Genomic DNA, 21230 nt, shown 5'->3' with positions numbered 1-21230 from the left:
GGGCTACACCGGGCCGGCCACCACCGACACCGGCTTGCCCAGCGACACGCCCGAGCCGTCACGGCGCGGGTCGATCTCCGGCAGGTCGACGGGCATGCCCGTCTTCTGCGCCGCGCGCCCCGGCACCGGACCGGCCCAGGCCAGCGACAGGCAGTCCTCGCCCTTAAGGAACCGCTGGCAGCGCACACCGCCTGTGGCGCGGCCCTTGCGCGGGTACTGGTCGAACGGCGTCAGCTTTGCGGTGGTCTGGACGGAGTCGTCCAGTGTCCCGCGCGAACCCGCCACCGTGAAGACCACCGCGTCGACCGCCGGGTCGACCGCGGTGAAGGAGATCACCTTCGCGCCGTCCGTCAGCTTGATGCCCGCCATACCGCCCGCGGCACGGCCCTGCGGGCGGACCTGCGAGGCCTGGTAGCGCAGCAGCTGGGCGTCGTCCGTGATGAAGACCAGGTCCTCCTCGCCGGTGCGCAGCTCGACGGCGCCGACGATCCGGTCGCCGTCCTTGAGGGTGATGACCTCCAACTCCTCCTTGTTCGAGGGGTAGTCGGGCACCACACGCTTGACGACACCCTGCTCGGTGCCGATCGCGAGACCCGGTGAGGTCTCGTCGAGCGTCGTCAGGCAGACCACGGTCTCGGCCGGCTCGAGGGAGGACAGGAACTCCGAGATCGGAGCGCCCCCGGAGAGGTTGGGCGCCGACGCCGTGTCGGGCAGCTGCGGCAGGTCGATCACGTTCAGGCGCAGGAGGCGGCCGAGGGACGTGACGGCGCCGATCTCGCCGCGGGCCGTCGCGGGCACCGCGGAGACGATCACGTCGTGCTTGGTGCGCTTGGCGTCCGGGTCCTGGCCGAAGGGCTCGGCGGTCACCGTGCGCGCCAGCAGTCCGGTGGAGGACAGCAGGACCCGGCAGGGGTCGTCGGCGACCTGGAGCGAGACCGTCGGGGCGGGCGTGCCCGCGGACTCCAGGAGCACCGTGCGCCGGTCGGTGCCGAACTTCTTGGCGACCGCGGCCAGTTCGCCGGAGACCAGCTTGCGCAGCTCGGAGTCCGACTCCAGGATGCCGGTCAGCTCGTCGATCTCGCCGTTGAGGCGGTCGCGCTCCGACTCCAGCTCGATGCGGTCGAACCGGGTGAGGCGGCGCAGCGGCGTGTCCAGGATGTACTGCGTCTGGATCTCGGAGAGGGAGAAGCGCTCGATCAGCCGCTCCTTGGCCTGCGCCGAGTTGTCGCTGGAGCGGATGAGGCGGATGACCTCGTCGATGTCCAGGAGGGCGACGAGGAGGCCCTCGACCAGGTGCAGCCGGTCGCGCTTCTTGCCGCGGCGGAACTCGCTGCGCCTGCGCACGACGTCGAAGCGGTGGTCGAGATAGACCTCCAGCAGCTCCTTGAGGCCGAGGGTGAGCGGCTGACCGTCCACCAGGGCCACGTTGTTGATGCCGAAGGACTCCTCCATCGGCGTCAGCTTGTAGAGCTGCTCGAGGACCGCCTCCGGCACGAAGCCGTTCTTGATCTCGATGACCAGGCGCAGGCCGTGCGCACGGTCCGTGAGGTCCTTGACGTCGGCGATGCCCTGGAGCTTCTTTGAGCCGACCAGGTCCTTGATCTTGGAGATCACCTTCTCCGGGCCGACGGTGAAGGGCAGTTCGGTGACGACGAGGCCCTTGCGGCGCGCCGTGACGTCCTCCACGGACACCGTGGCGCGGATCTTGAAGGTGCCGCGGCCCGACTCGTACGCGTCCCTGATCCCGGAGAGACCGACGATGCGGCCGCCGGTGGGCAGGTCGGGGCCCGGGACGTGCTTCATCAGCGTCTCGAGGTCGGCCCCCGGGTAGCGGATGAGGTGCCGGGCGGCGGCGATGACCTCGCCGAGGTTGTGCGGCGGCATGTTCGTGGCCATGCCGACGGCGATGCCGGACGAGCCGTTGACCAGCAGGTTCGGGAAGGCGGCCGGGAGGGCCACCGGCTCCTGCTCCTGGCCGTCGTAGTTGGGTGTGAAGTCGACGGTGTCCTCGTCGATCGACTCCGTCATCAGCGACGTCGCGTCGGCCATCCGGGCCTCGGTGTACCGCATCGCGGCCGGCGGGTCGTCGTTGCCGAGGGAGCCGAAGTTGCCGTGGCCGTCGACCAGGGGCAGACGCATCGAGAAGGGCTGCGCCAGTCGCACCAGGGCGTCGTAGATCGACGCGTCGCCGTGCGGGTGCAGCTTGCCCATGACCTCGCCGACGACACGGGCGCACTTCACATAGCCGCGGTCGGGGCGCAGGCCCATCTCGTTCATCTGGTACACGATGCGGCGGTGGACCGGCTTCAGGCCGTCGCGGGCGTCCGGCAGGGCGCGCGAGTAGATGACCGAGTACGCGTATTCGAGGAAGGAGCCCTGCATCTCGTCCACGACGTCGATGTCGAGGATCTTCTCCTCGTACGAGTCTTCGGGCGGCGGGGTCTTCGTGCTGCGGCGGGCCATCGCTGCTGCGGCTCCTTCACAGTCTCTGCCGGGGCATGAACGGGTGCTGACGCGCACCATTGTGGACCGCCCCACTGACAACGCCGACCGCGACCCGTCCGTAGCGGCCCCGCGGCACCCTCCGCGGACGCCGCCGGGAACGATCACGAACGGCCGTCGGGCCCGGCGCACGGCGGCTCCCGGGCCCGCCCGGGGCGGTTCCCGGAGGGCTTCCCCGAACCTGTCGGGGACACGCGTGAGTCTCGCTCTCGGCGTACGAGGTGCGGGAACCGCGCCAGCCGTCCGCGCGCTTGCATACAGTGGCAGGACCGACAGGAATGACGCAGTTCCGCGATCGAAGGGACGTACATGCCCATGGGTCACACGGCCACAGCTGAGGCAGGCTCCGGCGGCCTGACAGCGACCGAGCACCGCCTGGCCAACGGCCTGCGCGTGGTGCTCTCCGAGGACCACCTGACCCCGGTCGCCGCGGTGTGCCTCTGGTACGACGTCGGCTCGCGCCACGAGGTCAAGGGCCGGACCGGACTCGCCCACCTCTTCGAGCACCTGATGTTCCAGGGCTCCAAGCAGGTCCACGGCAACGGTCACTTCGAGCTCGTCCAGGGGGCCGGCGGCTCGCTCAACGGCACGACGAGCTTCGAGCGCACCAACTACTTCGAGACCATGCCCGCCCACCAGCTGGAGCTCGCCCTCTGGCTGGAGGCCGACCGCATGGGGTCGCTGCTCGAGGCCCTGGACGACGAGTCCATGGAGAACCAGCGCGACGTCGTGAAGAACGAGCGCCGCCAGCGCTACGACAACGTCCCGTACGGCACCGCCTTCGAGAAGCTCACCGCGCTCTCGTACCCCGAGGGCCACCCGTACCACCACACCCCGATCGGGTCGATGGCCGACCTGGACGCGGCCACCCTGGAGGACGCCCGCGCGTTCTTCCGCACCAACTACGCGCCCAACAACGCGGTGCTGTCGGTCGTCGGCGACATCGACCCCGAGCAGACGCTCGCCTGGGTCGAGAAGTACTTCGGTTCCATCCCCGGGCACGACGGCAAGCCCGCCCCGCGGGACGGCTCCCTGCCCGAGGTCATCGGCGAGCAGCTGCGCGAGGTCGTCGAGGAGGACGTCCCGGCGCGCGCCCTGATGGCCGCCTACCGGCTCCCCGAGGACGGCACGCGCGCGTGCGACGCGGCCGACCTGGCGCTCACCGTGCTCGGCGGCGGCGAGTCCTCCCGGCTCTACAACCGGCTGGTGCGCCGTGACCGCACCGCCGTCGCGGCCGGGTTCGGCCTGCTGCGGCTCGCCGGAGCGCCCTCGCTCGGGTGGCTGGACGTGAAGACGTCCGGTGACGTCGAGGTCCCGGTCATCGAGGCCGCCGTCGACGAGGAGCTCGCCCGGTTCGCCGAGGAGGGCCCCACGGAGCGGGAAATGGAGCGTGCCCAGGCCCAGTTGGAGCGCGAGTGGCTGGACCGGCTCGGCACCGTCGCGGGCCGCGCCGACGAACTGTGCCGGTACGCCGTCCTGTTCGGCGACCCGCAGCTCGCCCTGACCGCCGTGCAGCGCGTCCTCGACGTCACCGCGGAGGAGGTCAGGGAGGCCGCCAAGGCCCGCCTGCGCCCCGACAACCGCGCGGTGCTCGTGTACGAGCCGACCACAGCCGAGGCAGCCGACGCGGCTGACTCCGCCGACGAGACCGACGAGGAGGCGGCGAAGTGACCGAGCTCGCCACCATGGACTTCCACCCGCAGCCCCAGGCCGGCCAGCCGAAGCCGTGGGCGTTCCCGGCCCCCGAGCGCGGCATCCTGGACAACGGTCTGACCGTGCTGCGCTGCCACCGCCCCGGCCAGCAGGTCGTCGCCGTCGAGGTGATCCTCGCCGCGCCGCTGGACGCCGAGCCCGCGGGCCTGGACGGCATCGCCACGATCATGGCGCGTGCCTTCTCCGAGGGCACCGACAAGCACTCGGCCGAGGACTTCGCCGCCGAGCTGGAGCGCTGCGGCGCCACGCTCGACGCGCACGCCGACCACCCCGGCGTCCGCCTGTCCCTCGAGGTGCCCGTCTCCCGTCTGGCCAAGGCCCTCGGCCTGCTCGCCGACGCCCTGCGGGCCCCCGCCTTCGCCGACAGCGAGGTCGAGCGGCTGGTGACCAACCGGCTGGACGAGATCCCGCACGAGACGGCCAACCCCGCCCGCCGTGCCGCCAAGGAACTCTCCAAGGAACTGTTCCCGGCGAGCGCGCGCATGGCGCGCCCGCGCCAGGGCACCGAGGAGACCGTCCGGAACATCGACGCGGCCGGCGTCCGAGCCTTCTACGAGAAGCACGTGCGCCCCGCCACGGCCACGGCCGTCGTCGTCGGCGACCTGACCGGTGTCGACCTCGACGAGCTGCTCGCCGACACGCTCGGCTCCTGGACCGGCTCGTCCGCCGAACCGCTTCCCGTGTCGCCGGTCACCGCGAACGACAGCGGCCGCGTGATCATCGTCGACCGCCCCGGAGCGGTCCAGACGCAGCTGCTCATCGGCCGGGTCGGCGCCGACCGGCACGACCGGGTGTGGCCCGCCCAGGTCCTCGGCACCTACTGCCTCGGCGGCACCCTGACCTCGCGCCTCGACCGGGTCCTGCGCGAGGAGAAGGGCTACACCTACGGAGTGCGGGCGTTCGGGCAGGTCCTGCGCTCCGCGCCGGACGGCACGGGCGCCGCGATGCTCGCCATCAGCGGCTCGGTCGACACCCCCAACACCGGTCCGGCGCTCGACGACCTGTGGAAGGTGCTGCGCACTCTCGCGGCGGAGGGGCTGACCGACGCCGAACGGGACGTGGCCGTGCAGAACCTGGTGGGCGTGGCGCCCCTCAAGTTCGAGACCGCGGCGGCCGTCGCGAGCACGCTCGCGGACCAGGTCGAGCAGCACCTTCCGGACGACTACCAGGCGACGCTCTACCGCCAACTGGCCGCCACCGGCACCGTGGAGGCCACCGCGGCGGCGGTGAGCGCCTTCCCGACGGACCGCCTGGTCACCGTCCTGGTCGGCGACGCGGCACAGATCGCCGAGCCCGTCAGGGCGCTCGGAATCGGTGAAGTCACCGTGGTGGCCGCCGAGTAGGACCCGAGTGGTCGAGGAGGGCCCCGACGGCTGAAGAGCCGTCAGGGGCCCTCCCCTTTTCCCCCACCGCACCCAAGATGTCCGCATTGGTACGGCGGTTGCCCTTCTGCCCTGTGGGATGGATTACAAAAATCGTGATCCGTTTGTTGTTCGAATCACGCCCCGTCTAGCGTCGGTCCGGCTGTTCGTCACGCAGTGCGCCGCGCCCGCGGCACCGGACAGTCATCGCCGAGTCCCCCATGACGCGAGTCAGGGGAGCCGGGGACCCACACGCAGTCCCTGGGGTGAATCGGACGCCCTCCCTGGAGGGGGTCCGTAGGAGACCTTCCTGCTCCGAACCCGTCAGCTAACCCGGTAGGCGAGAGGGAAGGAAAGGATCAGCCCCTACATGGCGTTCACCTGTGGCACCGGCAAGCATCGTCGTACGAGCAGCCGGGTGCACAGCACCACCACGACCGCCGTCGGGGTCGCGGCGCTCACCACCACCGGTGTGATCGGAACCCTGGCCGCCCCCGCGTTCGCCGGGGAAGCCTCCGTCGAGCAGACCGGGCTCACCCAGACCGTCACCCTCAACGACACGGTCGCCGACCAGATCGACGCCCAGGCCTTCGCGCAGCAGCGCGCCGCCGACGAGGCCGCCGCGCGCAAGCAGGCCGAGCAGACCGCCCGCAAGGAAGCCGCCGAGCAGGCCTCCAAGCTCCGCGAGGCCAAGGAGCGTGCCGCCCGCGAGGCCGAGCGCAAGCGTCTGAACACCTTCGTCATGCCGATCACCGGTTCGTACGTCTCGACCGGCTACAAGGCGAGCAGCAGCCTCTGGTCCTCCGGCAGCCACACCGGCGTGGACTTCCACGCCGCGTCCGGCACCTCGGTCCACGCCGTCGGCGCCGGTACGGTCGTCACGGCCGGCTGGGGCGGCGCGTACGGCAATCAAGTCGTGATCAAGATGCACGACGGCACGTACACGATGTACGGCCACCTGTCCTCCATCGGGGTGTCCGTGGGTCAGGCCGTCACCCCGGGGCAGCAGATCGGCCTCTCCGGTGACACCGGCAACACCACCGGCCCGCACCTCCACTTCGAGGCCCGTACGACCGCGGAGTACGGCTCGGACATGGACCCGGTCGCATACCTGCGCTCGCACGGCGTCAACGTCTGACCAACACTTCGCGGCTTCTCAGCCGCTTTCGATGCCCCGGCTCAGCGAGCCGGGGCATCGTCGTTTCCGGACGCCGTCTGTCCAAAAAATATCCATGGTTACAGGCATGCCATCGGAAATTCAGGCTTCCTGCAATAGAGTCACTGAAGAAGCGTCAATCGACGGCGTTTCACGGGGATTAAAGCGGAGGTCGGTCATGCGTATTCCGGCGCACTCGGTGTGCACGGCGATCCGTGATGACATCGTCGCGGGTGTCTACGAGCGCGGCGGCCGGCTCACCGAGGAACTGCTTGCGCGGCGCTACGGCGTCTCACGCGTCCCCGTGCGCGAGGCCCTGCGCACCCTGGAGGCCGAGGGCTTCGTCGTCACCCGCCGGCACGCGGGCGCGTGTGTCGCGGAGCCCACCGAGCAGGAGGCCGCGGACCTCCTGGAGATGCGCATGCTGCTGGAGCCGCTGGGTGCGGCGAGGGCCGCGCAGCGGCGCACGGAGGCCCATCTCAAGGTGCTGCGTGGTCTGGTCAGGCTGGGCCAGGAGCGCTCCAGGCGGGGCCACAGCGACGATCTGCGCTCGCTGGGCGGCTGGTTCCACGAGACGCTCGCGCAGGCGTCCGGCAGTCCGGCGCTGACCTCCACGCTCGCCCAGCTGCGCCACAAGATCGCCTGGATGTACGCGGTGGACGCGCCGGCCGATCCCGCGGAGTCCTGGGCGGAGCACGGCGGAATCGTGGACGCGGTGGCCCGGGGAGACAGCGAGCGGGCCCGCGCGATCACCGCACTGCACACCGAACGGGCCACGGGTGCCCACCGGCTCCGATTTCCGGGCGGCGACCGGACGGACCGTGTGAGAAGTTCGCAACATCCCGTAAACATGACGGGCCCGCGCCTTTAACACGAGCGCCGTATACAAAGAGGGGATATCAGGAAGAGACCTATTCTGATGCCCTTTTATTCGCGTGTCCGGAATTCCGGCGCGCCGCATTCCCGGGTGCACGGCACGCGGGAATGCGGCGCGCCGGGGGTACGGGGGAATTGCCGGGCGCGGTACGGAAAACGGCCGAGCCGCGCCTCCCCGTGAGGGGGCGCGGCTCGGCCGGATGCGTCGTCCGGGGTGGTTCAGACGGTCTCGGGGAGCTCGTCGAGCCCCTCGGCGACCAGCTTCGCCAGACGGTCGAGAGCGACGTCCGCGCCCTCGGCGTCCGAGGAGAGGACGATCTCCTCGCCGCCCTCGGCGCCCAGGCCGAGGACCGCCAGCATGGAGGCCGCGTTGACGGGGTTGCCGCCGGCCTTGGCGATCGTCACGGGGACGCCGGAAGCCGTGGTGGCCCGGACGAAGATGGAGGCGGGCCGGGCGTGGAGGCCCTCGGTCCAGCCGACGTTGACGCGGCGCTCAGCCATGTGATGCTGCCCTTCGGGTGTTCAGGGTTGTCTAGACCAGTGTTCCATATTGCGAGGGGTGCCCGGACGGTCCCGGTGGTCCGCCCGCCGCGGTGTCGGTCGGAGCCCGGCTCCGACGCCCGTCGTCCTCAGACTGCCTCGCGCCGTTGTCGTACGCGAGCCGTAGTCTGGGGCGCATGCAGACCTCGTCGGACGGCCACGCGTACCCGGCTCACTGGGAGGCCGACGTGGTGCTGCGCGACGGCGGCACCGCACGCATCCGGCCCATCACGGCCGACGACGCGGAGCGCCTGGTCAGCTTCTACGAACAGGTGTCGGACGAGTCGAAGTACTACCGCTTCTTCGCGCCCTACCCGCGACTGTCCGCCAAGGACGTCCACCGCTTCACCCACCACGACTTTGTGGACAGGGTGGGCCTCGCGGCCACGGTCGGTGGAGAGTTTATCGCCACCGTGCGGTACGACCGGATCGACGCGGACGGCATGCCCGCCTCCGGGCCCGCCGACGAGGCCGAGGTCGCCTTTCTCGTACAGGACGCCCACCAGGGCCGGGGCGTCGCCTCCGCGCTCCTCGAGCACATCGCCGCGGTGGCCCGCGAGCGCGACATCCGCCGCTTCGCCGCCGAGGTGCTGCCCGCCAACAACAAGATGATCAAGGTGTTCACTGACGCCGGCTACACCCAGAAGCGCAGCTTCGAGGACGGCGTCGTCCGCCTGGAGTTCGACCTCGAACCCACCGACCGGTCCGTCGCCGTCCAGCGCGCGCGGGAGCAGCGCGCCGAGGCCCGCTCCGTGCACCGGCTGCTCGCCCCCGGGTCGGTCGCCGTCATCGGCGCCGGACGCACACCCGGCGGCGTCGGCCGCAGCGTCCTGGACAACCTCCGCGACGCCGGGTTCACCGGACGCCTGTACGCAGTGAACAGCGCCTTCGAGGAGAAGGAACTCGACGGCGTCCCGGCCCACCGCTCCATCAGGGACATCGCCGAACCCGTCGACCTCGCCGTCGTGGCCGTGCCCGCCGAACGCGTCCCCGAGGTCGTGACGGAATGCGGCGAACACGGGGTCCAGGGCCTGGTCGTGGTCTCCGCGGGCTACGCGGAGAGCGGCCCCGAAGGACGCGAACGCCAGCGCGAACTCGTACGGCACGCGCGCACGTACGGGATGCGCATCATCGGGCCCAACGCCTTCGGTGTCATCAACACGGCGCCCGGCGTCCGGCTGAACGCCTCCCTCGCCCCCCAGATGCCCCGCCCCGGGCGCATCGGCCTGTTCGCGCAGTCCGGTGCCATCGGCATCGCCCTGCTGTCCCGGCTGCACCGCCGCGGCGGCGGCGTCACGGGCGTGACCGGCGTGTCGACCTTCGTCTCCTCCGGGAACCGCGCGGACGTCTCCGGCAACGACGTCCTCCAGTACTGGTACGACGACCCGGACACCGACGTCGCCCTCATGTACCTGGAATCGATCGGCAACCCGCGCAAGTTCACCCGCCTCGCCCGGCGGACCGCGGCCGCCAAGCCGCTGGTCGTCGTCCAGGGAGCGCGGCACGGCGGGGCCGCCCCCCAGGGACACGCCGTACGCGCCACCCGGCTGCCGCACGCCACCGTCTCCGCCCTGCTGCGCCAGGCCGGGGTGATCCGGGTGGACACGATCACCGAACTCGTCGACGCGGGCCTGCTGCTGGCCCGCCAGCCGCTTCCCCGGGGACCCCGCGTGGCGATCCTCGGGAACTCCGAGTCGCTGGGACTGCTCACGTACGACGCGTGCCTGGCCGAAGGACTGCGGCCGCTGCCGCCCCGCGACCTGACCACGGCGGCCTCGGCGGAGGACTTCCACCAGGCCCTGTCGCAGGCGCTCGCCGACGACGGCTGTGACGCCGTCGTGGTGACGGCCATCCCCGCCGTGGGGGAGACCTCGGCCGCCGACGCGGCGCTCGCCGAGGCGCTCCGCTCCTCCGCCCTGGAGGCCCCGGCCAAGCCCGTACTCGTCGTCCACGTCGAACTGGGCGGCCTCGCCGAGGCGCTGTCCGCCGCCGCGAGCACCGCCCCGCAGCCCTCCGCGACCGCGCCCGGCGCGGCGCCCGGCGCCCGCTTCCACCCCTCGGACACCGCCCCCGCCGCCGGACGCGCCGAACCCGCCCCGGACACCCGGCTCATCCCCGCCTACCCCGCCGCCGAACGAGCCGTCCGCGCCCTCGCCGAAGCCGTCAAGTACGCCCAGTGGCGCCTGGAGGCCGGCGAGCCCGGCAAGGTGCCCGAGTACGAGGACATCGACGAGAAGGGAGCGGCCCGGCTGATCGACGAGCTCCTCGCGCGCGGGGAGGGTCTGACCCTGGGCGGCGAGCAGACGGCGGCCCTGCTCGGGCGGTACGGCATCGACGTGCACCACGCCCTGCCCGCACCCACCCCCGACGAGGCGGCCGCGGCGGCGCGGGCCATCGGCTATCCCGTCGCCCTCAAGACCACCGCCCCCCATCTGCGCCACCGCGCCGACCTGGGCGGCGTGCGCCTGGACGTCACGGACGAGGAGCAGCTGCGCCGCGCCTACGCGGAGCTGGTCGAGCAGTTCGGACCGCCGACGGTGCTGCGCCCGGTCGTCCAGGGGATGGCCCCGCGCGGTGTCGACACCGTCGTCCGCGCGGTGATCGACCCGGCGGCCGGGGCGGTGCTCTCCTTCGGGCTCTCCGGAGCCGCCTCCGAACTGCTCGGGGACACCGCGCACCGGTTGGTCCCGGTCACCGACCGGGACGCTGCCTCCCTGGTCCGTTCGATCAGGACGGCACCGCTCCTGTTCGGCTGGCGGGGCTCCGCACCGGTCGACACCGCGGCCCTCGAGGAGCTGATGCTGCGGGTCTCCCGGCTGGTCGACGACCACCCCGAGGTCGTCGCGGTCTCCCTGGAGCCCGTGGTGGTCGCCCCGGTCGGCGTCAGCGTCCTGGGCGCCACGGTGCGGCTGGCCCGCGCCCCGCTCCGGGACGACCTCGGCCCCCGGACCCTGCCCGTCGTCTGAGCCGTCCGGGCCGGCTCCGCCGCCGGGTCCCGGATCGCCCGAGCCGTCTCCGCGGCCGGGCCCGGACGTCAGGGGGCATCTCTGCCGCCGGTCCTGGGTCGTCCGGGCGTCGTGGTGCCCGAACCCGGGTCGTCCGGTCCCGATCGTCCGGTCCTGGGTCGTCCGGCGCCGTGCCGGCCTTACGGACGGACCGTCGGAGCCAAGCGCGGGGAAAGCCCCTGTGACCGTGACCACCCCGTCCCGTCCGCGGCGCCCGTGCCGTGCCCCGCGTGTCCCCGTCGCACCGGTCGACCGTGCGCGATGCGATCTGATCAGTCCACGACAGACCCACGCGAGCGGTGCCTCGCAGTCAGTGGGCCCCCGTAGGATGGACGTCATGGCCAAGACCAGTACGACGACCCAGGGGCTGCGAGCGGCGATCGAGCGCAGCGGCTACTACCCGGCCCTCGTGGCCGAGGCGGTGGAGGCCGCGATCGGCGGCGAGACCATCCGGTCGTACCTGGTCCACCAGGAGACGACGTTCGACGCGAACGAGGTGCGGCGGCACGTCACCGTGCTGGTCCTCACCGGCAACCGCTTCATCGTGAGCCACACCGACGAACAGAACGCGGACACCACCTCCCCGACGCCCTACGCCACGACCTCGACGGAATCGGTCAAGCTCGGCCGGATCTCCTCGGTCGTCCTCAGTCGCGTCGTCGCGAACCCCGAGTCGTACACCCCCGGCACCCTGCCCCGTGAAGTGGTCCTGACCATCGGCTGGGGCGCCGTCTCCCGCATCGACCTGGAGCCCGCCGCCTGCGGCGACCCCAACTGCGAGGCGGACCACGGCTACACCGGCAACTCGACGGCCGACGACCTGAGCCTGCGGGTCAGCGAGGCGGGGGACGGCCCGGAGACCGTCCGCCAGGCCCTCGCCTTCGCACAGTCCCTCTCCGAGGCGACCGCGGACGTCGCCCGCTGATGGCCCTGCCCACCTGGGACCACCCGGAACCGCTCGCCGTCGGCTCCGCTCCCGTCCCCGAGTACGGCGCCGGTTCGCTGGCCGACCTGCTGCCCACGCTCGCCGCCGGCATGTCCGTGCCCGGAGCGGCCGCCGCCATACCGGAGCTGACCCCGGCCGACCGGAACTGCGTGTTCCTGATCGACGGTCTCGGCTGGGAGCAGCTCAGGGCGCACCCGGACGAGGCGCCCTTCATGACGTCCCTCCTCGCGTCCTCGCGCGGTGGCACCGGACGCCCGATCACCGCCGGCTACCCGGCCACCACGGCGACCTCGCTGGCCTCCGTGGGCACCGGCCTGCCTCCGGGCGCCCACGGCCTGCCCGGCTACACCGCGCGCAACCCCGCCACCGGCGAGCTGATGAACCAGCTCCGCTGGAATCCGTGGACCGAGCCGCGCGCCTGGCAGCCGTACCCGACGGTCTTCCAGCTGGCCGACGCGGACGGGGTGCACACCGCCCAGGTCTCCTCGCCGACCTTCCAGAACACACCGCTCACGAAGATCGCGCTGAGCGGCGGCACGTTCCACGGCCGGCTCTCCGGCGAGGAGCGCATGGACCTGGCCGCCGATCAACTGGCCCGCGGCGACCGCTCCCTGGTCTACACGTACTACGCGGAGGTGGACGGCAAGGGTCACCGCTTCGGCGTCGACTCCGACCCCTGGCGCGGCCAGCTCATGTACGTCGACAGGCTGGTGCAGCGCCTCGCGGAGCAGCTCCCGCCGCGCACGGCCCTGTACGTCACCGCCGACCACGGCATGATCGACATCCCGTTCGGCGAACAGCACCGCATCGACTTCGACGAGGACTGGGAGCTGCGCGCCGGGGTCGCCCTGCTGGGCGGCGAGGGCCGTGCCCGCCACGTGTACGCGGTCCCGGGCGCCGAGGCGGACGTGCTGACCTGCTGGCGCGAGGTCCTGGGCGAGCAGTTCTGGGTCGCCTCCCGCGACGAGGCGATCGAGGCCGGCTGGTTCGGCCCCCGGGTCGACGAGCGTGTCTACGGCCGGCTGGGCGACGTCATCGCCGCCGCCCGGGACGACGTCCTGATCACCGCCTCGGAGCGGGAGCCGAAGGAGTCGCTGATGGTCGGCAACCACGGTTCGATGACCCCGGCCGAGCAACTGGTGCCCCTCCTCCAAGTACGCTCCTGACGCCCGACCCCTTCCTTCCCTGTTGCCGAAAGGTGCTCAACTCCCCATGCCCGAGCTGGTGTTCTTCTCCGGAACCATGGACTGCGGGAAGTCCACGCTGGCTCTCCAGATCGAGCACAACCGCTCGGCACGGGGTCTGCAGGGAATGATCTTCACGCGTGACGACCGGGCCGGCGAGGGCAAGCTCTCCTCGCGCCTCGGCCTGGTCACCGACGCGGTCGAAGTGGCCGACGACCAGGACCTGTACGCCTACCTCGTGGACCACCTCTCGCAGGGCGGCCGGGCGGACTACGTGATCGCGGACGAGGCGCAGTTCCTGGCGCCCGCGCAGATCGACCAACTGGCCCGCGTGGTGGACGACCTGGACGTCGACGTCTTCGCCTTCGGGATCACCACCGACTTCCGGTCCAAGCTCTTCCCCGGTTCGCAGCGCCTGGTGGAACTCGCCGACCGCGTCGAGGTGCTCCAGGTCGAGGCCCTGTGCTGGTGCGGCGCCCGCGCCACCCACAACGCCCGCACCGTGGGCGGCGAGATGGTCGTCGAGGGCGCCCAGGTCGTCGTCGGCGACGTCAACCAGCACGAGAGCATCGGCTACGAGGTCCTGTGCCGCCGGCATCACCGGCGCCGTATGACGGCGGCCACGGCCCGCGCGGGAGTCCTGTCCCCGGACGTCCTGCCGATCGCCCCCGTCTGAGGCCCGCTCCCGAGCGCCCCTGAACATTGAGCCCAGGAGCCCGGGACACGATCAGCCCGGGACACGGTGAGCCCGGGCCCGGGCACCCCCGGTCAACTCACGGCGTGGATCAGGGAGAAGACCGCCCCCTCCGGGTCCGCCACCGTCGCCACCCGGCCGTGCGGCGAGTCGTGGGCCGCCCGCAGGAGGCGCCCGCCCAGCCGCGCGACGAGGCGGGCGGCCTCGTCGACCTCGGCGGTCTCGAAGTACGTCAGCCAGTGCGGGCCCCGGTCGCGCGGCAGCGCGTTCCCGACACCGTGGACGCCGGCCACCGGCCGCCCTTCGATGTGCAGGGTCACGTAGTCGAAGTCGGCCGACACGGTCGGCTCCAGTTCGTAGCCGAAGACTCCCTTGTAGAACTTGACGACGCTCTCGGTGTCGCGGGTCACGAGCTCGTTCCACGCCGGGGTGCCGGGCACACCGGTGATCTCCGTGCCGAGGTGGGCCGCCGCCTGCCAGATCCCGAAGACGGCGCCCGACGGGTCGGAGGCGATGGCCAGCCGGCCGGCGTCGGCCGCGTCCAGCGGGCCCACCCCCACGGTCCCGCCGCTGAGCCGTACCGTCTCCGCGGTGTGGTCCGCGTCCGTGGCGGCGAAGTAGGGCGTCCAGGCGATCGGCAGATTCCGGTCCGGCGGCAACTGGCCGATCCCGGCCACCTCCCGGCCGTCGAGGAACGCCCGCGCGTAGGGGCCGAGCCGGGCCGGTCCGGGCTGGAACTCCCAGCCGAACAGAGCTCCGTAGAAGTCCTGGGTAGCGGCCGTGTCATGCACCATCAGGCTCACCCAGCAGGGTGTCCCGGGCGCGTGCCGAGCGTGCGTGGTGCCGTTCGGGCCGGCCGATTCCCGTGCCTCGGTCATCGTCACTCTCTTCTCGGCCCCTCGCGGTGGCCGGTCACCTTCCGCTTGCGAACACGCGTACTCAGTCGCGTGCGTGCGCGCCCCGTGCCGATGTTCGCACCACCGGTCGTACCGAACGGGCGGACCACGCCCCCTCGGCGAGGCGGCGCACGGACGGACAACGCATGATCCGCCGTCCGCCGGCCGTCGCGGAGCGATCGCCCTGTGGTGGCCATCGGTTGTACAGCATGTGCCCGATCCCATACGCCTGGTGACCGGACCTGGCGGAGCAGAGTAGCCCGACATGGTCGACGCGGCCACCCCGTGCGCAAGGATGGAGTCATGAACGCCATCATCACGGCACCCGAACTCGCCGGTGACCTGGCCGGGCCGAACCCGCCCGTCCTCCTCGACGTCCGCTGGCAGCTGGGCGGCCCCAACCTGCGTCCCGAGTACGAGAAGGCGCACATCCCCGGTGCCGTCTTCGTCGACCTGGATTCCGAACTCGCTGGTCCGGCCGGTGCGGCGGGCCGCCATCCGCTCCCCGACCCCGAGATCTTCGGCGCGGCGATGCGGGCCGCGGGCGTGTCCGAGGACCGCGATGTCGTCGTGTACGACGGCGGGCAGGGCTGGGCCGCCGCGCGCGCCTGGTGGCTGCTGGGCTATTCGGGTCACCCGTCGGTACGTGTGCTTGACGGAGGCTTCGCCGCCTGGAGCGGACCGGTGTCCTCGCAGATCCCGGCGCCGGAGCCCGGATCGTTCAAGCCGGCCCGGGGTTCCCGTCCCTCGCTCGACGCGGACGGCGCGGCCGCGCTCGCCCGCAGCGGGCTGCTGCTGGACGCCCGCGCGGGGGAGCGGTACCGGGGCGAGGTCGAGCCGATCGACCCGGTGGGCGGCCACATCCCGGGTGCCGTCTCCGCGCCCACCGCCGACAACGTCACGGAGGACGGGCGGTTCCTGCCGGCGGCCGAACTGGCCGACCGCTTCGCGTCCCTCGGCGCGGCCCCGGCCACCGAGGTCGGCGTCTACTGCGGTTCCGGGGTCTCGGGCGCCCATGAGGTGCTGGCCCTGGCCGTCGCCGGCATTCCGGCGGCGCTGTACGTGGGTTCGTGGTCGGAGTGGTCCCAGGACGGGAACCGGCCCGTGGCGGTGGGCCCCGACCCGCAGTGACACCCGCGGGACCGGGCACCGCCGCCCGGTCCCGCGTTCCGTCATGCCACGCCCGCATGTCGGGGGTCCCGTCATGCCCGCACGCCGGGGGTCCTGCCACGCCCGCACGTTGGGGGTCCCGTCACAAGCGCGTTGGAGATCCCTCCAGGCCCGCATGTCGGGGGTCCTGCCACGCCCGCACGTTGGGGGTCCCGTCACACGCGCGTTGGGGATCCCGCCGGGCCCGTACGTCGGGGGTCCAGCCCCGCCCGCACGTCGAGGATTCCGCCCGCCCGCACGCCGGGGGTCCCGTCACACGTGCGCGTCGGAGACACCAACACACCCGCACACGGACGGGATTTGCCGCGCGCGCGTCGAGGGGCCCGCACCGGTCCGGTGCGGGCCCCTCGACGCGATGCGACTACTCCTGCTTCTTGCGCCGGGTGCCGAAGACGATCTCGTCCCAGCTCGGCACCGCCGCCCGGCGGCCCGGGCGGACGCCGTCGGCCTCGGCCTGCCGGTCGGTCGCGCCGACCAGCCGGTCGCGGTGGCTGCCCACCGACCGGGGCATGAGCACGTCCGCGTACGCGGATCCGGCACCCGCCGAGGCGGCGGGAGCCGGCGGCTCCTCCTCCTCGGACTCGGTGACGGGCTCCTCGGCGGCGGGGCGCTCGGCGGGGGCGGGCCGTTCGGGCACGACCATGTCGCCGCGGAAGCTGGGCACCGCCTCCAGGAGGCTGGTCAGCGAGTCCCGGTCCTCGGCCTCGTCGGCCGGTTCCGGGGAGGAGGCGGGCGGCAGGCTCGGCCGTTCCGTCTGCCGGTCCAGGGCGCGGTCCAGCGGGCGGTCGCGGGGCAGCCGGGCGATCCGCGGCACGAACGGGAAGCTCGGCTCGGGCGCCGCGAGGTCGTCGGACTCGCCGATCAGCGAGCGCGCCTCGTCGTCGACGGCCTGGACGAGCCGCCGGGGCGGGTCGTAGGTCCAGCTCGCCGCGTGCGGTTCGCCCGCGACGCGGTAGGCGAGCATGACCTCCCAGGTGCCGTCGTCGCGGCGCCAGGAGTCCCACTGGACGGTGTCCTTCTCGGCACCCCGGATCAGCAGCCGTTCCTGGACGGCCTCACCGAGCTGGGGTCCGGCGTTCTCTCCGGGGCGGCGGACAGGAGTCTTCCGGGCACGCTCGGCCATGAAGGCGCGCTCGGCCAGCACGGGTCCCTCGAAACGGCGTACGCGATCGACAGGAATGCCGGCGAGCTGGGCGACTTCCTCCGCGGACGCGCCGGCGCGTATCCGCGCCTGGATGTCGCGGGGGCGGAGATGGCTCTCCACCTCGATCTCGATCTGGCCGAGGCGGGGACGGTCGCCGCGTACGGCGGCGCGCAGCCGCTCGTCGATCGGAAGCGTGTATTCCGTACTGTCCGCAGCCTTCAGCACCAGCCGTGTGCCGTCGTTAGAGACGGCCACGACACGCAGTTCGGGCATGGGGACCTCCCGGGTGGTGCCTGCCGACGTCACGTGCGTCGCTGCTTCCGCTAGTCGAGTGTGGCCTGCCCGGGTGCAGCCTGCCACAACCTTGCCGAGTTGCCCGGCGTGTCGGGCGCGGGCCCGGGGTCGCCGTTATGGCACGGTTACCTGTTTTGCAACGCTAAGTGACGAACTCCATCACCCTGTGCAACGAGCCCCCTCCCGGTGGTCCTGCAAGGCCCCGGACACCCTGGCGGGAGTCCGGACCCAGGGCTCGCAACAGTACTCCATTCGGGCCACTTGCGTGGATCGGCACGCCGCCCAACTTCTAGAGGGGGGTGCTAGTTGGCCGATCCCGGCGCCCTCGCGGCGGCCCGGAGACGTGGCGCACTTCACGTAATCGGCAGAAACGGAACTTATCGTTTCGCCCGTACGTCCCTTTCTCGTGCGATCGGTCGATCAAGTACGGGAAAGGCAGGCAAGGTCCGGGAATGCGTGAGAAGCCGGATGTCGGCGGCGAACAGCCGGGGGCCGACGGGGAACCGAGGAAGAGGCGGCTGGACCTGAGCGTCCCCCAGGTGGCGGGGAGCGCGGTCGCCGCGGTGGTGGCGGCGAAACTGGCGTCCTACTTCGGTGTCTACGGGACGATCCTGGGCGCCGGGCTGGTGAGTGTGGTCGCCACCTGCGGAGGAACGGTCTTCCAGCACTTCTTCCGGCGCACCGGGGAACAGCTCCGTGACGCGAAGGCACCCCCGAAACCGAGGGCCCGACAGGTAGCGGCCGCCCCGGGGGAGTTCACCGAGGGGACCGTCTACCGCGCCCGGGTCAGGAGCTGGAAGAGGCCGCTGGTCGCGACCGCCCTGGTGTTCGGCGTCACGATGGCCGGAATCACCACCTACGAAACGGTGTCGGGGCAGAGCTTCAGCGGCGGCGGCACGGGCACGACGGTCGGCGACGCGCTCAAGGGGCACTCCGCGGGCTCGGGGAACCGCGACTCCGGTACGACACCGACGACCGGGTCCTCGCCCACCGAGCCGCCGGCCTCCCGGAAGACGCCGGCACCCTCCACGAGTCGTACCGGATCGGGTGACACCGGGAGCGGCGGCGACGGTACGTCCGCGGAGCCGACCCCCGGGACCGGCGCGACCTCGGAGCCGGAGGCCGGGAACGGCACCCCGGCTCCCGACCCCAGCGCGACGGCTACGACCCCAGAACCCTCCGCAAGTAGTCGTTCGCAAAGCGCCGGTCCGGATCGAGCCGGTCCCTCAGCGCCGTGAACTCGCCGAAGCGCGGATAGGCCTCGGCGAAGTACTCCGCGTCGCGGGTGTGCACCTTGCCCCAGTGCGGCCGGCCCTCGTGCGCGGTGAAGATCCGCTCGGCGGCCGTGAAGTACGCCTGATAGGGAGTGCCGCGGAACATGTGCACGGCGATGTACGCGCTCTCCCGCCCCGAGGCGGTGGAGAGGGTGATGTCGTCGGCGGGTGCCGTCCGCACCTCCACGGGGAAGCTGACCCGCAGGGTGGAGGCGTCGACCATCGCCTTCAGCTCGCGCAGCGTCTCGACCAGGGCCTCGCGCGGGACCGCGTACTCCATCTCCACGAACCGCACGCGGCGCGGCGAGGTGAAGACCTTGTACGGGATGTCGGTGTAGGTTCGCGCGGACAGCGCGCGGCTGGAGAACCCGGCGATCGAGGGGATGGCCGCGGGCACGGCCCGGCCGAGCATGTTGGCCACCTGGAAGGCGCCGTTGGAGAGGAACTCGTCCTCGATCCAGCCGCGGATGGGGCCGACGGGGTTCTCGGGGCCCGCACTGCGGTTGTTGCGCTTGGTGTTGCAGTTCCCGGTGTGCGGGAACCAGTAGAACTCGAAGTGCTCGTTCTCGGTGTGGAGCTCCTCGAAGTCGGTCATGACCTTGTCGAAGCTCATCGGCTCCTCGCGGGCCGTGAGCAGGAAGATCGGCTCCACGGCGAAGGTGATCGCGGTGACGATCCCCAGGGCGCCGATGCCTATGCGGGCCGCCGCGAAGATCTCCGGGTTCTCGCTCCGGGAGCAGGTCAGCACCGACCCGTCCGCCGTCACCAGTTCGAGCCCCGTGATCTGCGCGGCGATCGAGGCGGAGTCGCGCCCGGTGCCGTGGGTTCCGGTGCTGGTCGCTCCCGAGACCGTCTGCTCCATGATGTCGCCCATGTTCGTGAGCGACAGCCCCTCGCGCGCGAGGGCCATGTTGAGCCGCTTGAGCGGGGTGCCCGCCTCGACCGTGACCGTCATGGCCGAACGGTCGATCTTGCGGATGCCCGTCAACAGTTGAGGCCGGATCAATACGCCGTCGGTCGCGGCGGCGGCCGTGAAGGAGTGTCCGGTGCCGACGGCCTTCACCGTCAGGCCGTCCTCCGCCGCCTTGCGTACCGCGGCGGAGAGCTCGTCGACCGAGGCAGGGGTGACCTCCCGTACGGGAAGGGCGGTGACGTTGCCCGCCCAGTTACGCCACGTGCCGCTCTTCTCGCTCACTGCGGTGCTCATGAGACCCTCCCCGCTGCAGAACCGGCCTGCTGAGCCGGCGGTACCCGAGGAAACCGACCGCGACCGCGACGGCTCCGGACACCGCCGGAACCCCGTACCCGGCCTTCGCCCCGGCGGAGTCGATCACCCAGCCGGCCACGGAGGATCCGAGCGCGACCCCGACGGCGAGCCCTGTACTCACCCAGGTCATGCCTTCGGTCAGTTTCGCGCGAGGTACGTGCTGCTCGATCAGGGACATCGTCGTGATCATCGTGGGAGCGATGGACAGGCCCGCAACGAACAGCGCCACGGCCAGGAACGGCAAGTTTCCGACCAGTAGGAGGGGGATCATACTCACGGCCATCGCGCATATGCCCAGCAGCCACCTGCCTTCCGCGGCCCCCTTGAAATGCAGGAGTCCGAAGACGGCCCCCGCGAGGCACGAGCCCGCCGCGTAGAGGGCCAGGACGATGCTCGCGGCGCCCTTGTGGCCCTGTTCCTCGGCGAAGGCGACGGTGACCACGTCGACGGCTCCGAAGATCGTCCCGGTGGCCACGAACGTGGCCACGAGGACCTGGAGTCCGGCCGAGCGGAGCGCCGAGCCGCCGCTGTGCTCTCCGCGCGGGTGGGGCGGGGGCTCGGTGGCGCGCTGGGAGGTCAGCCAGAAGACCCCGGCCGCCAGGAAGCAGGCGGCGAGCAGCGGTCCGGCCTCCGGGAACCAGACCGTGGACAGGCCGATGGAGATGATCGGCCCGAAGATGAAGCAGATCTCGTCCACCACGGACTCCAGGGAGTACGCGGTGTGCAGTTGGGGGGTGCCTCCGTAGAGGGCCGCCCAGCGCGCCCGGATCATCGCGCCGATGCTCGGGACGCAGCCGATGCCGGCCGCGCAGGCGAACAGCACCCAGTCCGGCCACCCGAAGTGCGCGGCGACCAGCAGCCCGCCGGCCGCCGCGAGCGCGACGAGGGTCACCGGGCGCAGCACCCGCCGCTGGCCGTGCCGGTCCACCAGTCGCGAGACCTGCGGCCCCATGACCGCGGCCGCCAGCGCCATGGTGGCCGACAGGGCTCCGGCGAGGCCGTAGCGCCCGGTCAGCTGGGAGATCATCGTGACCACGCCGATGCCCATCATGGACAGCGGCATGCGGCCGAGCAGGCCGGCGGCGGAGAAGCTCCTGGAGCCGGGGGCTGCGAACAGGGCGCGGTAGGGGCTGGGCACGCGGGTCTCCGTCGGCTCGGCTCGGCCGGGACCCTCCCCGGCACGGCGGACGGCCCGAACAGCGGTAAGG

General features: G+C 72.0%; 16 protein-coding genes and 1 riboswitch. Of the genes, 10 read left to right on the top strand and 6 right to left on the bottom strand.

Features of this window, described 5'->3' with window-relative positions; genetic code table 11:
• Nucleotides 1-3: 3 nt before the first annotated feature.
• A complete protein-coding gene (locus IO36_RS14650) occupies nucleotides 4-2463 on the bottom strand; it encodes a DNA gyrase/topoisomerase IV subunit A (RefSeq protein WP_037620068.1) in 2460 nt (819 codons plus the stop codon).
• Between the two features lie 354 nt (nucleotides 2464-2817).
• On the opposite strand from IO36_RS14650, the gene IO36_RS14645 reads away from it, so the two are divergent.
• The 4 genes from IO36_RS14645 to IO36_RS14630 all read left to right on the top strand — a co-directional run bounded on the left by IO36_RS14645 (nucleotide 2818) and on the right by IO36_RS14630 (nucleotide 7603).
• Nucleotides 2818-4173, top strand: coding sequence for a M16 family metallopeptidase (locus IO36_RS14645; RefSeq protein WP_037620383.1), 1356 nt, complete (start codon nucleotides 2818-2820; stop codon nucleotides 4171-4173).
• A complete protein-coding gene (locus tag IO36_RS14640; RefSeq protein WP_037620067.1) occupies nucleotides 4170-5558 on the top strand; it encodes a M16 family metallopeptidase in 1389 nt (462 codons plus the stop codon). Before IO36_RS14645 ends, IO36_RS14640 begins: the two co-directional genes overlap by 4 nt.
• Before the next feature lie 216 nt (nucleotides 5559-5774).
• Nucleotides 5775-5934: riboswitch (cyclic di-AMP (ydaO/yuaA leader) on the top strand.
• A 12-nt stretch (nucleotides 5935-5946) separates the two neighbouring features.
• Nucleotides 5947-6714 (top strand): M23 family metallopeptidase, encoded by a 768-nt coding sequence (locus IO36_RS14635; RefSeq protein WP_037620065.1) that lies wholly within the window; start codon nucleotides 5947-5949, stop codon nucleotides 6712-6714.
• 196 nt (nucleotides 6715-6910) lie between these two features.
• Complete coding sequence (locus tag IO36_RS14630; RefSeq protein WP_037620063.1) at nucleotides 6911-7603, top strand: GntR family transcriptional regulator; 693 nt, start codon at nucleotides 6911-6913, stop codon at nucleotides 7601-7603.
• Between the two features lie 224 nt (nucleotides 7604-7827).
• On the opposite strand, the gene IO36_RS14625 is transcribed toward IO36_RS14630, so the two are convergent.
• Nucleotides 7828-8109 (bottom strand): HPr family phosphocarrier protein, encoded by a 282-nt coding sequence (locus IO36_RS14625; protein WP_037620062.1) that lies wholly within the window; start codon nucleotides 8107-8109, stop codon nucleotides 7828-7830.
• Between the two features lie 176 nt (nucleotides 8110-8285).
• On the opposite strand from IO36_RS14625, the gene IO36_RS14620 reads away from it, so the two are divergent.
• The 4 genes from IO36_RS14620 (at nucleotide 8286) to IO36_RS14605 (ending at nucleotide 13959) form a co-directional block, all read left to right on the top strand.
• Nucleotides 8286-11114 (top strand): bifunctional acetate--CoA ligase family protein/GNAT family N-acetyltransferase, encoded by a 2829-nt coding sequence (locus IO36_RS14620; protein ID WP_037620061.1) that lies wholly within the window; start codon nucleotides 8286-8288, stop codon nucleotides 11112-11114.
• A gap of 376 nt (nucleotides 11115-11490) precedes the next feature.
• Nucleotides 11491-12078 (top strand): DUF5998 family protein, encoded by a 588-nt coding sequence (locus IO36_RS14615; RefSeq protein ID WP_037620060.1) that lies wholly within the window; start codon nucleotides 11491-11493, stop codon nucleotides 12076-12078.
• Entirely contained in the window at nucleotides 12078-13265 is a 1188-nt protein-coding gene (locus IO36_RS14610; protein WP_037620059.1) for an alkaline phosphatase family protein, read from the top strand. The genes IO36_RS14615 and IO36_RS14610 overlap by 1 nt, the downstream gene beginning before the upstream one ends.
• 46 nt (nucleotides 13266-13311) lie before the next feature.
• Nucleotides 13312-13959, top strand: coding sequence for a thymidine kinase (locus IO36_RS14605; RefSeq protein ID WP_037620058.1), 648 nt, complete (start codon nucleotides 13312-13314; stop codon nucleotides 13957-13959).
• Between the two features lie 92 nt (nucleotides 13960-14051).
• Here IO36_RS14605 and IO36_RS14600 read toward each other — a convergent pair whose 3' ends face one another.
• On the bottom strand, nucleotides 14052-14855 hold the full coding sequence (locus IO36_RS14600) for a VOC family protein (protein ID WP_037620380.1): 804 nt from the start codon (nucleotides 14853-14855) through the stop codon (nucleotides 14052-14054).
• A gap of 321 nt (nucleotides 14856-15176) precedes the next feature.
• Here IO36_RS14600 and IO36_RS14595 point away from each other — a divergent pair, with 321 nt between their 5' ends.
• Nucleotides 15177-16004, top strand: coding sequence for a sulfurtransferase (locus IO36_RS14595; protein WP_037620057.1), 828 nt, complete (start codon nucleotides 15177-15179; stop codon nucleotides 16002-16004).
• Nucleotides 16005-16404: 400 nt separating this feature from the next.
• Here the strand turns inward: IO36_RS14595 and sepH are convergent, their stop codons facing one another.
• Entirely contained in the window at nucleotides 16405-17493 is a 1089-nt protein-coding gene (gene sepH, locus IO36_RS14590; protein ID WP_078943191.1) for a septation protein SepH, read from the bottom strand.
• 440 nt (nucleotides 17494-17933) lie between these two features.
• On the opposite strand from sepH, the gene IO36_RS44430 reads away from it, so the two are divergent.
• A complete protein-coding gene (locus tag IO36_RS44430; RefSeq protein WP_078943190.1) occupies nucleotides 17934-18719 on the top strand; it encodes a hypothetical protein in 786 nt (261 codons plus the stop codon).
• Here the strand turns inward: IO36_RS44430 and IO36_RS14580 are convergent.
• A complete protein-coding gene (locus IO36_RS14580; RefSeq protein WP_037620051.1) occupies nucleotides 18643-19962 on the bottom strand; it encodes a D-arabinono-1,4-lactone oxidase in 1320 nt (439 codons plus the stop codon). The genes IO36_RS44430 and IO36_RS14580 overlap by 77 nt on opposite strands.
• A complete protein-coding gene (locus IO36_RS14575) occupies nucleotides 19922-21160 on the bottom strand; it encodes an MFS transporter (protein WP_037620050.1) in 1239 nt (412 codons plus the stop codon). The genes IO36_RS14580 and IO36_RS14575 overlap by 41 nt, the downstream gene beginning before the upstream one ends.
• Between the last annotated feature and the right edge of the window lie 70 nt (nucleotides 21161-21230).

It is taken from the genome of Streptomyces aureus, from assembly GCF_000725495.1.
Taxonomy (GTDB): domain Bacteria; phylum Actinomycetota; class Actinomycetes; order Streptomycetales; family Streptomycetaceae; genus Streptomyces; species Streptomyces aureus_B.
This window is presented reverse-complemented; position numbering and strand designations above follow the sequence as displayed.

Bases quoted from the DNA above. Each gene is read 5' to 3' on its own strand.
- IO36_RS14615 (WP_037620060.1), top strand. From the start codon at position 11,491: ATGGCCAAGACCAGTACGACGACCCAGGGGCTGCGAGCGGCGATCGAG.
- IO36_RS14580 (WP_037620051.1), bottom strand. From the start codon at position 19,962: ATGAGCACCGCAGTGAGCGAGAAGAGCGGCACGTGGCGTAACTGGGCG.
- IO36_RS14610 (WP_037620059.1), top strand. From the start codon at position 12,078: ATGGCCCTGCCCACCTGGGACCACCCGGAACCGCTCGCCGTCGGCTCC.
- IO36_RS14635 (WP_037620065.1), top strand. From the start codon at position 5,947: ATGGCGTTCACCTGTGGCACCGGCAAGCATCGTCGTACGAGCAGCCGG.
- IO36_RS14650 (WP_037620068.1), bottom strand. From the start codon at position 2,463: ATGGCCCGCCGCAGCACGAAGACCCCGCCGCCCGAAGACTCGTACGAG.
- IO36_RS14620 (WP_037620061.1), top strand. From the start codon at position 8,286: ATGCAGACCTCGTCGGACGGCCACGCGTACCCGGCTCACTGGGAGGCC.
- IO36_RS14630 (WP_037620063.1), top strand. From the start codon at position 6,911: ATGCGTATTCCGGCGCACTCGGTGTGCACGGCGATCCGTGATGACATC.
- IO36_RS44430 (WP_078943190.1), top strand. From the start codon at position 17,934: ATGCGTGAGAAGCCGGATGTCGGCGGCGAACAGCCGGGGGCCGACGGG.
- IO36_RS14645 (WP_037620383.1), top strand. From the start codon at position 2,818: ATGGGTCACACGGCCACAGCTGAGGCAGGCTCCGGCGGCCTGACAGCG.
- IO36_RS14595 (WP_037620057.1), top strand. From the start codon at position 15,177: ATGAACGCCATCATCACGGCACCCGAACTCGCCGGTGACCTGGCCGGG.
- IO36_RS14605 (WP_037620058.1), top strand. From the start codon at position 13,312: ATGCCCGAGCTGGTGTTCTTCTCCGGAACCATGGACTGCGGGAAGTCC.
- IO36_RS14600 (WP_037620380.1), bottom strand. From the start codon at position 14,855: ATGACCGAGGCACGGGAATCGGCCGGCCCGAACGGCACCACGCACGCT.
- IO36_RS14625 (WP_037620062.1), bottom strand. From the start codon at position 8,109: ATGGCTGAGCGCCGCGTCAACGTCGGCTGGACCGAGGGCCTCCACGCC.